Origin of the sequence: uncultured Intestinibacter sp. (assembly GCF_902468165.1) — a bacterium.
Lineage (GTDB): Bacteria > Bacillota > Clostridia > Peptostreptococcales > Peptostreptococcaceae > Intestinibacter.
In genome coordinates, this window is record NZ_CABQXJ010000001.1 from 39,725 (window position 1) to 52,893 (window position 13,169).

At 27.9% G+C, this 13,169-nt stretch carries 12 protein-coding genes; 10 read left to right on the top strand and 2 right to left on the bottom strand.

The genetic code is table 11. The features are described 5' to 3' along the window. Nucleotides 1-732, bottom strand: a complete 732-nt coding sequence (gene srtB, locus RDX53_RS00140; protein ID WP_195929616.1) for a class B sortase — start codon at nt 730-732, stop codon at nt 1-3. Between the two features lie 272 nt (nt 733-1,004). Between srtB and rnmV the strand changes: the two genes are divergently transcribed. The 5 genes from rnmV (at nt 1,005) to RDX53_RS00165 (ending at nt 6,096) form a co-directional block, all read left to right on the top strand. Further along, entirely contained in the window at nt 1,005-1,550 is a 546-nt protein-coding gene (gene rnmV, locus RDX53_RS00145) for a ribonuclease M5 (RefSeq protein ID WP_195930216.1), read from the top strand. Nucleotides 1,551-1,681: 131 nt separating this feature from the next. Beyond that, a complete protein-coding gene (gene rsmA, locus RDX53_RS00150) occupies nt 1,682-2,548 on the top strand; it encodes a 16S rRNA (adenine(1518)-N(6)/adenine(1519)-N(6))-dimethyltransferase RsmA (RefSeq protein WP_195930215.1) in 867 nt (288 codons plus the stop codon). A 64-nt stretch (nt 2,549-2,612) separates the two neighbouring features. Next, nucleotides 2,613-3,947, top strand: a complete 1,335-nt coding sequence (locus RDX53_RS00155; protein ID WP_195930214.1) for a hypothetical protein — start codon at nt 2,613-2,615, stop codon at nt 3,945-3,947. Nucleotides 3,948-4,261: 314 nt separating this feature from the next. Next, on the top strand, nt 4,262-5,236 hold the full coding sequence (locus RDX53_RS00160; protein ID WP_195930213.1) for a cation diffusion facilitator family transporter: 975 nt from the start codon (nt 4,262-4,264) through the stop codon (nt 5,234-5,236). Nucleotides 5,237-5,304: 68 nt separating this feature from the next. Beyond that, nucleotides 5,305-6,096: a hypothetical protein gene (locus RDX53_RS00165; RefSeq protein WP_295574715.1), complete on the top strand. Its 792-nt coding sequence runs from the start codon at nt 5,305-5,307 to the stop codon at nt 6,094-6,096. Between the two features lie 108 nt (nt 6,097-6,204). On the opposite strand, the gene murC is transcribed toward RDX53_RS00165, so the two are convergent. Continuing rightward, nucleotides 6,205-7,557 carry a UDP-N-acetylmuramate--L-alanine ligase gene (murC, locus tag RDX53_RS00170; RefSeq protein WP_307993443.1) on the bottom strand — a complete coding sequence of 451 codons (1,353 nt, stop codon included), beginning with the start codon at nt 7,555-7,557 and terminating at the stop codon, nt 6,205-6,207. 230 nt (nt 7,558-7,787) lie between these two features. On the opposite strand from murC, the gene purR reads away from it, so the two are divergent. The 5 genes from purR to RDX53_RS00195 all read left to right on the top strand — a co-directional run bounded on the left by purR (nt 7,788) and on the right by RDX53_RS00195 (nt 13,108). After that, nucleotides 7,788-8,636 (top strand): pur operon repressor, encoded by an 849-nt coding sequence (gene purR / locus RDX53_RS00175; RefSeq protein ID WP_195930210.1) that lies wholly within the window; start codon nt 7,788-7,790, stop codon nt 8,634-8,636. Nucleotides 8,637-8,764: 128 nt separating this feature from the next. Further along, nucleotides 8,765-9,043, top strand: coding sequence for a septation regulator SpoVG (gene spoVG / locus RDX53_RS00180; RefSeq protein WP_022070784.1), 279 nt, complete (start codon nt 8,765-8,767; stop codon nt 9,041-9,043). A 345-nt stretch (nt 9,044-9,388) separates the two neighbouring features. After that, on the top strand, nt 9,389-10,771 hold the full coding sequence (gene glmU, locus RDX53_RS00185) for a bifunctional UDP-N-acetylglucosamine diphosphorylase/glucosamine-1-phosphate N-acetyltransferase GlmU (RefSeq protein ID WP_295778766.1): 1,383 nt from the start codon (nt 9,389-9,391) through the stop codon (nt 10,769-10,771). A 63-nt stretch (nt 10,772-10,834) separates the two neighbouring features. Further along, nucleotides 10,835-11,785 carry a ribose-phosphate pyrophosphokinase gene (locus tag RDX53_RS00190; RefSeq protein ID WP_295763539.1) on the top strand — a complete coding sequence of 317 codons (951 nt, stop codon included), beginning with the start codon at nt 10,835-10,837 and terminating at the stop codon, nt 11,783-11,785. Between the two features lie 267 nt (nt 11,786-12,052). Beyond that, entirely contained in the window at nt 12,053-13,108 is a 1,056-nt protein-coding gene (locus RDX53_RS00195; protein ID WP_307993445.1) for a PilT/PilU family type 4a pilus ATPase, read from the top strand. Nucleotides 13,109-13,169 lie beyond the last annotated feature (61 nt).

Genomic DNA, 13,169 nt, shown 5'->3' on the forward strand with positions numbered 1-13,169 from the left:
CTAATTTATTTTCTTTTCTTTACAAAATACTACAGTTCTAGCATCCTTAAATTCATAACTACAAGTACTTAATGTAAGTATTTTATCTGAGGATGTAGGTTTATTTTGCGTGCTGAATATTGAATCATCGACAATTTTATTTAAAAATTTATTATATTCGTCATCACTATTAAAGTTCGGAATAGTATATGGATAATCCTTCTTAACTAATAAAACAGCAAAAACTTCATAATTTTTCTCCCCATTTTTATCTGTTAAAGTTATAGTAGGATTTGATTTAAAAAATGATTCCTCTTTAAATTTTTCAAGTTGACTAAACATAGTAGTATTTTTCATATTATGACCATAAATAATTAAATTTTTACTGTCATCATAATAATCTCTATAATCTAAAAATGTAGTCCCCGCATATAGATAATTTCCATAGATATCACGATGAAGATAGTAAGAATTGTCTTTACTTTGGACAACTGGATAGTCTATATTTGTATTTTCGATATTAATCCAACATACAAAATCTTTGTTTATAGATGATAAATCTATAGTATTGGCTGTACCTGAATTACTATTATTTTTATCAAGATTTGCTTCTTTTTCTGTTCTTAAATTAGCGTATAAATCGTCTGCCTTTTTATAGTCATTTAGTTTTTCATAAATCCTATAACCACATACGCATATAATTGCAATTAAAAAAAATGTTATTAAATTTTTAATCCCCGTTTTTAATTTCATTAAATATTCTCCCTCTAAAATTTTTGTATAATTATAATTTATATGTAAATAACTTTAATATATAAATTTTATCATAAATTAAGTACTTTAGTGTAAAATACAGTACTTTAATCAAATATATTGATGACTTTTGTAAAAAGGATTGATTAAATAATGAAAAAAATTTAAAATATAAAGATGCGAATGAGATAAGAAATCATTGAAATTTAGCAATATATAGACACGATAATTTATACTAATTTAATAAATATAAAATAAAAAGGTGAAATTAAATGATAAAAGAGATAATAGTAGTAGAAGGTAGAGACGATGTTACAGCAGTAAAAAGAGCCTTAGATGCTGAACTTATAACAACTGGTGGATTTGGATTTCCTAAAGGTGTTATGGAGAGAATCAAAGCTGCCCAAAAGAGAAGAGGGGTAATAATCTTTACTGATCCAGATTTTGCTGGTGAAAAAATAAGAAAGAAGATAGCTCAAGAAGTACCTGGATGTAAACATGCATTTTTACCAAGGGAAGAAGCTAAAAAAGATGGAGATATAGGGATAGAAAATGCATCTCCAGAAAGTATAATAAAAGCACTTAATAAAGTTAGAACTGAAAGTAGCAATAAGAGAGACGAATTTGGACAAGTTGACTTAATAAGAAATAATTTAATCGGAAATGAAGATGCATCTTATAGAAGAGATAAAATCGGTCAAATATTAGGGATAGGATACGGAAATGCAAAACAATTCCTAAGCAGATTAAATAATTATGGAGTTTCAAGAGAAGAATTTGTTGAAGCTGTAAACTCTATAGATAATACTGAAGAATAATAAAATAAAGATAGCTTTTATATTAAAATTGAAAATGTGTCAATAAAAATGTCTTAGTATTAATAAGATAATAATTGATAAAAATAATAGAAATATTTTAATAAAATATTATTTAAGGAAAGGAAAAAATAATGGATAGACTTTCATCACATAGAGCTACCAAAGAAGTAGTAAATAAACACAACTTTAAGTTTTCAAAGTCTTTAGGACAAAACTTCTTAATAGATGATAATGTAATAGACAGAATATTAGAAGGAGCTAGATTATCAGAAACTGATAAAATAATCGAGGTTGGACCTGGTATAGGAACACTAACAAGAGAGATGGGAAAAGTAGCTGAAAATGTAGTTTCTATCGAGATAGACAAGACATTAATCCCAATATTAAAAGAAACATTAGCTGATTTAGATAATGTTGAAGTTGTAAATGAAGACATATTAAAAGTAGACGTACAAGGATTAATAAAAGAAAAGTTAAATGGAGGACCAGTAAAATTAGTTGCCAATCTTCCATACTATATAACTACACCAATAGTTATGAAATTCTTAGAAGAAGATATTCCTGTTACTGACATAGTAGTAATGGTTCAAAAGGAAGTTGCAGACAGAATGAATGCACAACCATCTACAAAAGATTATGGTGCATTATCAGTAGCTGTTCAATATTACTGTGATACAGAAATAGTTGCAAAAGCTCCGAGACATATGTTTGTCCCACAACCAAATGTAGATTCAATAGTTATAGGACTTCATGTTAGAGATGAGAAAAAATATATTGTTGATAATGAAGATATTTTCTTCAAAACAGTAAAAGCATCTTTCGGACAAAGAAGAAAAACTTTATTAAACTCTTTAGGCGGCTTAGGATTCTTATCAAAAGATCAAATAAAAGAGGCGTTAAAAGCTGCAAACATAGATGAAAAAAGAAGAGGAGAAACTCTTAGCATAGATGAATTTGCTAATTTATCTAATGAAATAAATAAATTTTCATCTAAATAATACTATTTTCCAAAACCTTAAACATATAATATTTTGAGCAAGTATGTTTAAGGAGGGATAAGTAGTGGTTTCTAAAAGAAAATTTAAAAGAGACTATATCATATTAGAGGCAAAGGACATGAACTTTAGAAGTAAAGAACGTGTTCTTCCTAAAGCCTTTGCTAAAATAGAAGTAAATGATGAAAAATCAATAGTAGCGCTATATGTTGAAAATTTAAAAAATCTAAAAGATGGATATGATGTAATCGCTCTTCGTACTGATTATGAAAGATTAAATTTAGGAAGAATTAATCTAAACTCTCAAGGAAAGGGTGAATTTGTACTAGATTTAGGTGAAGATGATAGTGATATTAAGGCAATTGCACTTACTTATGATAAATATGTTCCACTTATCGGATTTAAAGGTAATAAAATAGAAAATTATGAAGAGTTAATATTTGAACCGGAAGAAGAAATCGAGGAATACACAGAAAGTGATGAAGAAGAATATATCGATAGAAATGATGTATACGAAGAAGTAGAATATGTAAATCCTGATGAAGGCGAATATGAATATGAAGAAGTAGAATATATATATGAAGATGATTTAGATAATGAAGATGACAACCTACAAACACAAGATACAAGTGAACCGGAAGAAATACAACAGACAGAAGAGGTCGAACCACAAGATACAGAAGATATTGAGGAGTATGAATATATTGAATACGAAGAACCTGAATACGAATATGAAGAGGTAGAAGAAATAGAAGAAACAAATCAAGAAGAAAATACACCAAATCAACAGTCAAAACCGAAAAAAGAATGCGCAAAACCTCTACAAATGCCAAAAGATGAAAGAGACAATAATATCAAACCAAAACAACAAAAATTAATTTCTAAAGATAGAACCCAAAACAAACGAAAAAATATGAAACAAGAACAATACAATCAACCAAAAACTATTCAAAAAAGCAACACAGATTTTGATGAAAAATTAAGTGCAGGAAAATTACTTATGCCTAGACAAATAAAGAAAGGTCTAAAATATTTTAAAGAAGTTAAACCATTTGCAGCGGATTATATCCCAAATACAAGATGGTGGAAGATAGAAATTACACCAACTACAATGAGTGGTTATACAATGCCTTATTTAGGATATGTAAATAGTTTAAATTATACTATGTATAGTGATATAGCTATGAATTCATATAAATACAGACATTACTTATTTGGAGTTCAATATGATGAATATAACAAGAGAAAAAATTATATTTATGCAATACCGGGCAAAAAATCTGAACAACCGGATAAAGGAACAACAGGTTTTACAACATATCAAACATGTGACAATAGAAGTACTAGTCTTGGATATTGGTTGTGCTTTATAGATTCTAAGGCTAGAAAAATAGAAAAATAGCTGTAAAATCAATTGAGAATTAATTGAAAAAACTTGCTTATTTTGATTACAATTTCTACTTTTAGGTGTTATAATATAATGAATAACACAATAAAATATACAAAAATTGTTTTAAAACGAACTTAATGGGTATATATAAATAAAATAAAAAATATCATATAAGTGGAAATAATAAACATAATTTAATATAAAAATAGAAAAATCGCCTAGAATTCCTAGGTGATTTTTACGTTTTAGGGAAATGATAATTAATATTGAAAGAAACATATATCCATTAGCAATATAGAAGTTTATTTAATTAGGAGGGAATTTATATGGAAACAAGATATGAAGAGGCAAGTAAAGTCACAATTTTGGCGATTTTGTGGAATGTATTTTTATCAATTATAAAAGTATTAGCAGGGGTAATTGGTAATTCAACTGCTATGATAGCAGATGGTATTCATTCTGCATCAGATATTATAACTTCAGTTGGCGTTTTAATAGGAAATAAAATTTCATCAAAACCAGGCGACAAAGAGCATAATTATGGGCATGAAAAAGCAGAAACATTAGTATCATTTTTATTATCAATTATGTTGATTGTTGTAGCTGTAACTATAGGTGTTGATGGAGCAAAGAAAATATTTAATTTAGATGAAGTGAAGGTACCGACATTAATACCACTTGTAGTGGCAGTAATATCAATAGCAATAAAAGAATATCAATATAGAATAACTATAAAGGTAGCAAAAAAAATAAATTCACCATCTCTTAAGGCTGATGCATGGCATCATAGATCTGATGCACTTTCGTCAGTAGCAGCATTTATAGGTATCGGTGGAGCTATGCTAGGTTATAAAATTTTAGAACCGATAGCAACTATAGTAGTTGCGCTTATAGTGTGTAAAGTTGCATTAGAGATATTTACAAATTCAATGAATGAACTTATGGATGTTTCTATAGATGAGGAACAAGAGAAACAAATAATAGAATACTGTAAAGAAACAACAGGCGTAAAACATATAAAAACTATGAGAACAAGAAAACATGGTGCATTTGCATATGTAGATTTAGTTATTTGTGTAGATGGAGCTTTAACAGTAAAACAAGGTCATGATATAGCTAATGATTTAGAAAAGAAATTAATTAATGAATTGGCAATTATAAAAGGAATAACAGTCCATGTAGAACCATGTATAAGTGAGTTTGATTTATGTAATAAAGAAGTAGAGATAGAGCCTGAAATAATAGATGAAGTTCCATGTATTGACTGTAATTCTAAAGAATGTCTTAATAATGATAAATAATACTTAAAAAATTAAATAAAAAGTTATATAATTATCATAGATAATTTTAAGGCATGGAGGGAAATATAATGTCAAAAAGAAAGGTGAAGAAAAGTGCCATTTTAATAATGGGGATAATTTGTTTCTTTATAATATATTTTGCTGCTTTTAATTACTTTTCTAATGTAGGAAAAGGTCAGGGTACTAAGATTCCAGATGTGGAAGAAAAAGTAGATGCAAGAAGTCTTTTAAGTCAATTTAAAAGCAAGAAGAAAATATATATATCAGATGGGAATGTTTCTAACGTTAGAATGGAAGAAGAAAAAGTACAAGAATTCCAATATTCTTTCAATGAATTTAGTAAAATTAGAACACCGGATTCTTATAAACCTATATATGAGGGATATACAGATGATGATATAAAATTTTCTACAGATTTAAATGTATTTAGGGTTTATACAGTAAACAAAGAAGAATATTATAAAGTGCCAGTAGCTTATAAAAAAGAATTCAAAGAAATTTTAGATACGAGTATATATACTTCTTTTGATTTTATAAAACAATATAAAACATGGAAGCAAGTAACAATAGATTATGGAGAGGAAACAAAGAAAATAAGTGGATGGAGTTATGACGATTTAGCTAGTAAAATGGTACAAAAAAGATTAGTCGGAAAAATACAACCAGAAAAAGCTAGAGAAAGATGTAAATATAAATTTACTATTAACATAACTTCAGATAATTATGAAGCTAGAGTAGATATAATGGGAGAGGATTATGTAAAAATAATAGTGAATAATTTAATCTCTTATTATGAAGTTTCAAATAATCTTTTTGACTATATAAAAACAGATATATTTAAAATATCAGATAGTGAATAATTTAAATATATGTAAATTTTATAAAATATATAACTTTTTAAAATTAATAAAAATAAAAATAGACTAATTTGTTTTTCAAATTAGTCTATTTTTTATAGAAATATACAATTAAGCTTCTTTTATTAATTGTTCACCAACTAAGTAAATTGGTCCAGCACCAGTAGTTATTACTACATCGTTTGGTTGAACATTTTCTTTTAAGTATTTAACTATATCATCAAATTCTGATATATATATAGCATCTACGTTATTGTGTTGTAATTTTTGAACTAAATCTTTTGAATGAACAGTTCCTGGGTCATCTTCTCTAGCAGCATAGATATCAGTTATTATAACTTTATCAGCTGAGTAGAATGCTTCTGCAAACTCATCTAGTAAAGATATTGTTCTACTGTAAGTGTGTGGTTGGAATACGCACCATAAAGTTCCTTTTTTAAATCTTTTTGCAGTAGATAATGTTGCTTTTATTTCAGTTGGATGATGTGCATAATCATCTATTACAGCAGCGTTATTGTATTCACCTTTTCTTTCAAATCTTCTACCAACACCAGTATAAGCTAAAATTCCTTCTTGTATAGTTTCTAAATCTATTCCAGAAACTAATGAAACGATTATTGCTGATGTAGCATTGTATATGTTGTGAAGACCAGGTACACTTAATTTAAATCCAGTTAATTTTTTACCCATGTAATTTAAATCAAAAGATCCACAGCCTAAATCATCAAATTCAATGTTTTCTATTATAACATCATTTGATTCTTTTTTACCAAATTTGATAGCCTTTGCCTTAACATCATGTAATATATCCATGTTAGGGTTATCTCCATTGATTACAAAGTAACCATCTTTAGGTAAAAGTTTACCGAATTTGTTGAATGATGCTTTTATTTCATCTATTCCAGAGAAGTAATCAAGATGATCTTCTTCTATATTTAATACTATTGCAATTTTAGGATTGAAGTTTAAGAAACTATCAACATATTCACAAGCTTCTGTTATAAAATGATCTGAATGACCTATTTTAACATTTCCGCCTATTGATTTTAAGTTACCACCAACTAATATTGTAGGGTCTAATTCAGCCTGTTCAAATACAGTAGATAACATTGATGTTGTAGTAGTTTTTCCATGCGTTCCTGAAACTGCAATTGAGTTTTTGTACTCTCTCATTAATTGGCCTAAAAATGCCGCTCTATTTATTGTCAATTTATTTTTATTTTTTGCTTCAACTAATTCTGGGTTTTCTGGATGAATAGCAGCTGTATATACAACTATATCTATATCATCAGATATATTTTCTTTATCATGACCTATAAAGATTTTTGCGCCTTGAGATTCTAATTTTTCAGTAAGTTCTGAGCCATGCATATCAGAACCAGAAACATTATAATTTTTATTAAGACATATTTCTGCTAAGGCACTCATACTGATACCACCAATACCAATAAAATGTATATTCATAAATAAAACCACCTTTCTTTTTAATTAAGTCCTATAATCTGAACTATTTATGTGGTATAATTAACTAATGTTCAATATTTAAAGTATAATATGTACATACTATTAATATATATACTTTTACTTATTAAATATTATGTTTAAACATAAATCTTATTATACCATATTATGAGAGATTATGCATTAAATACTTTAAATTGTAAGGATAGTCGTTTTAGGAGGTTTTAATAATTATGAAGTTTAAAAGAACGGAAAGAATAGGCGCTATAGTAAAAATATTATCAGATAACCCCAACAAAATATACACATTAAGTTACTTTACTGAGAAATTTAATGCTGCAAAATCTACAATAAGTGAAGATTTATTAGTTGTAAAAAATGTTTTTGAAAAATTAGAATTAGGAAGAGTAATTACAATTTCAGGAGCTGCTGGAGGAGTTAAATATATACCAAAAACATCAATTGAAGAAAATAAACAATTCTTAATGGAATTATGTGAAAAAGTAAATGATGACTCAAGAAAACTTTCAGGAGGTTTCTTATATTTAATAGATTTAATCTACAATCCAGCTATAGTTGCTAAAATCGGAAAAATCTTTGCTTCTAATTTAGATTACACTGAAGCTGATTATGTAGTAACTATGGAAACAAAAGGTATTCCTATGGCACTTATGACAGCTAAAGCTATGAATCTACCTCTAGTTATAATAAGAAAAGATATGAAAGTTTCAGAAGGACCAACATTAAGTATGACTTATGTTACTGGTGGAAACAACAAAGTAGAAAGTATGAGTTTACCTAGAAAAGCATTAAAACCAAATAGTAAGGTTATATTAATTGATGATTTCATGAGAGGTGGCGGAACATTAAAAGGTATGACAGATTTAATGCATGAGTTCGGAGCACAAGTAATGGGTACAGGTGTATTTATATCTACAACAAAACCTCAAGAAAAAATGGTAAAGGATTACATATCATTAATTGAAATAGATAATAACGGAGATAGTATAATAGCAAAACCTAATTTCAAAACATTTAAAGATGAATATAGAGATTCACAATTTGAATCTGATGATAAATAATACGATAGTTAGAAAAATTTAATTAAAATTCAAAAAAAAAGAGGATATCAGTTTTCTTTATAGAATTATTTAGAATACAGTTTATAATAAGTAATATTTTGTCAAAATCATAAAGGGGGATATTGAGAATGAACATAACTGACGTAAGAGTAAGAAAAATAACAAACGAAGGAAAGATGAAATGTATAGTTTCTATAACTTTCGATAACCTATTTGTTGTTCATGACATTAAGGTAATAGAAGGTCATAATGGACTATTTATTGCTATGCCAAGTAGAAAAGTAGGAGAAGGTAACTTTAGAGATATAGCTCATCCAATAAATGCAGAAATGAGACAAGTTCTTGAAGATGCAGTTTTAAAAGCTTATCATGAAGCTTTAGCTCAATTAGAAGTTGCTGCTGAATAAGTTTATAATTTAATTTGTTATATATTAAAACCGAATCATAAGATTCGGTTTTTTTGTATAAAAATACATAATTTGAGGTATTATCATACTGTGGTAAGAACTCATTTTTACACTAATTATTATTAATGCGAAAAACCTAGCAATTTTCAATAAAAAATGTTATATTATTAGAGATAAATACGGATATTAATATGTATCTATACGATTTATTTAGCATACTATAATATTTTTCATACGTTTTTGAAAAAAATACAACTTTATTGAGAAAAAAAACGGACAAAAGTATATAATATTGTATGTAAATAATTACTTTACAGAAAATATTTATATGAATGGAGTGAAATAATGAACTTTAAAGCAATAATACTTGCTGCTGGAAAAGGTACTAGAATGAAATCTAAAAACCCTAAGGTAGTACATAAAGTATGTGGAAAAGAAATGGTAAACCATGTAATTGATATTTCAAATAAATCAGGTGTGAACGATGTCGTAGTTATATTAGGACACGGTTCTGAAACTGTAAAAAATGTAATACCAGAAGATGCTATTGTAGTAATGCAAACTGAGCAATTAGGAACAGGTCATGCTGTTAAAATGGCTAAAGATACTATTAATGATGATGATATAATAGTTGTACTATGTGGAGATACTCCTTTAATAGAAGAAGAAACTCTTAAAAAGCTATTTGATTATCATTTAGAAAATGAATATATGGCTACTGTTTTAACAACTAAAGTTGACGATCCAACAGGATACGGAAGAGTTATAAGAGATTCAGAAGGAAACTTCGCAAGAATAGTAGAACAAAAAGATGCTAATGAAGAAGAATTAGCTGTCAATGAAATCAATTCAGGAATTTATTGTTTCAAAGGTGATAAACTAAAAGAAGCATTAGATCTATTAGATAACAATAATGCTCAAGGAGAGTATTATTTAACTGATACTATGAAAATAATAAAAGATAGAGGTTCTAAAGTAGGAGCTTTTGTAGGGGCTACTATAGAAGAACTTATGGGTGTAAATTCAAGAGTTCAGTTATCACAAGCCGAAGCAATCATGAGAAAAAGAATAAATAAAAGACATATGGATAATGGAGTTACAATAATCAACCCAGAAAATACATATATAGAGTCAAATGTACAAATCGGTAAGGATACAATTATAGAACCAGGTGTAATGTTAAAAGGAAACACTGAAATAGGTGAAGAATGTATAATAGGAATGAATTCTTCTATAACAAATTCTAAAATAGGTAATTTTACAGAAATAAAAATATCTACTATAATAGATAGCGCTGTTGGCGAAAATACGACTGTTGGTCCTTATGCTTATTTAAGACCAAAAAGTAACGTAGGAAACCACGTTAAAATAGGAGATTTCGTAGAAGTTAAAAATGCTAACATAGGAGATTACTCAAAAGCATCACACTTATCTTATATAGGAGACGCAGATGTAGGAAAAGATGTTAATATTGGATGTGGAGTAGTATTTGTAAACTATGATGGTAAAAATAAATTTAGGTCAGTTGTGGAAGATGGAGCTTTTATAGGTTCTAACTCAAACTTAGTTGCCCCAGTTCATATACAACATAAAGGATATATAGCAACAGGTTCTACTATAACTGAAGATGTTCCAGATGGAGCATTAGCTATAGCAAGACAAAGACAAGTTGTTAAAGAAGGTTGGGTAGCTAGAAAAGAAGCAAAAGACGCTAAAAATAATAAATAAATTTGCCTTTAATAGACATAATTGTCTAATAATATAATATATAAATTTTTCGGGAGGATAATAATGAATACTAGCGGAAGTGAGATTAAAATAATCACTGGTAATGCAAACCCAGAACTAGCAGCTAAAATAGCTGAAAAAGTAGGAGTTAAACTTTCAGATTGTGTAGTTACTAAATTCAGTGACGGAGAAATATCTGTAAACATGAATGAAACGGTAAGAGGATGTGACGTTTTCGTAGTTCAATCTACAAACAATCCAGTAAACCAAAACTTAATGGAATTATTAATAATGATAGATGCATTAAAAAGAGCATCTGCAGGTAGAATAACAGCTGTTATTCCTTATTACGGATATGCAAGACAAGATAGAAAAGCAAAATCAAGAGATCCAATCACTGCAAAATTAGTTGCAAACTTATTAACAGCAGCTGGTGCAGATAGAGTTTTAACTATGGACTTACATGCTGCACAAATACAAGGATACTTCGATATACCAGTAGATCATCTTTTAGGACAAAACCTACTAGCTAACTACTTCAACCAAATGGGATTAGAAGACTTAACAGTTGTTTCACCAGACTTAGGAAGTGTTACTAGATCTAGAAAATTTGCTAACCAATTAGATGGAGATGTTCCACTAGCAATAATCGATAAGAGAAGACCAAAAGCTAACGTTTCAGAAGTTATGAACTTAATTGGAGATGTTAAAGATAGAAATATCATAATGCTTGATGACATGATAGATACTGCAGGTACAATAACAAACGCTGCTAATGCATTAAAGAAATTTGGTGCTAGAGATATATACGCTTGTTGTACACATGCTGTTTTATCTGGACCAGCTATAGAAAGAATAAAAGAATCTTCTATAACTAAGTTAATAGTATTAGATACTATAAAACTTCCAGAAGAAAAGAAATTAGACAACATAGAAGTATTAACAGTAGCAGACTTATTTGCAGATGCAATCAAGAAAATATTCAATAACGAATCTGTTAGTGTATTATTCTAATAAGAAAATTATATAAGAATTTATTGATCGTAGGTATTGCCCAAGTGATAATAACTTGGGCAATATTTTTTTGATTTTTAGTTAAATCTAGGATTATATTAAAAATTATAAATCATAGAGCCTCTGTATAGGTCAAAAAATAAAGTTATTTAATCTAGAACTGTATATAAATATTAAAATTTAACGATAATACAAATACTTAAAAAATAAATTACTTGTATTTATATGATTATCCACATATAAGTAATTTTTAGAAAGGAGAGATAGATGGATTTATATCAAATAATAGATGAAGCGATCACTCTAAATGCATCAGATATCCATATTACCGTTGACTTATCCCCAGTTGCTAGAATAAATGGCAAATTTAAAAAATTATCAAATGAATTATTATCAAATAACGATGTGTATAACTTAGTAAATCAGATTACGGATGAAAGTCTTATGAATAAAATCAAAGAATATGGAGATGTGGATTTTTCTGTTTCATTACCTAATAGACATAGAGCTAGAGTAAATATTTATAAACAAAAAAACAATTACGCTATGGCACTAAGAATAATTCCAAACAATATCCCTAAATTTGAAGAATTAAAACTTCCAGAAGTCATGAGAGAATTTACTAAAAAACAAAAGGGATTAGTTTTAATTACAGGACCAACTGGAAGTGGAAAATCTAGTACACTAGCAAGCTTAATTGATTTGATTAACGAAAATAGAGAATGTCATATTATAACTTTAGAAGACCCTATAGAATATATCCACACTCATAAAAAAAGTATTGTAAATCAACGTGAAATAGGAAGAGATTCAAAGAACTTTAATTCAGCATTAAAATCAAGCTTAAGACAAGATCCAGATGTAATTTTAATAGGAGAGATGAGAGATGCTGAAAGTATTTCTATAGCATTAAGAGCAGCAGAAACGGGTCATTTAGTTTTTTCTACTATGCACACTATAGGAGCGGCTAAAACTATAGATAGAATAATCGATACATTTGAATCATCTAAACAGCAACAAATTAGAAGTCAATTATCCACAGCATGCACAGGAATTGTATCTCAACAACTAATTCCTACAATTGATGAAAAATCTCGTATAGTTGCAACTGAAGTCATGATTACAAATACTGCAATAAGTAACCTTATTAGAGAAAATAAAATATATCAAATTCAAAATATTATCCAAACTTCATCAAAACAAAATATGTTCTCTATGGACCAAGACATTTCGAGACTCTATAAACAGGGTTTGATATCTAAAGAAACCTTAATAAATCGATGTAATGATTTACAATATATCGAAAAAATAATAAAAATTTAAAATGAAAAGTAAAATCCATCTTAAAAATTTTATATGATTTATGCAATAATAACTATTTTTT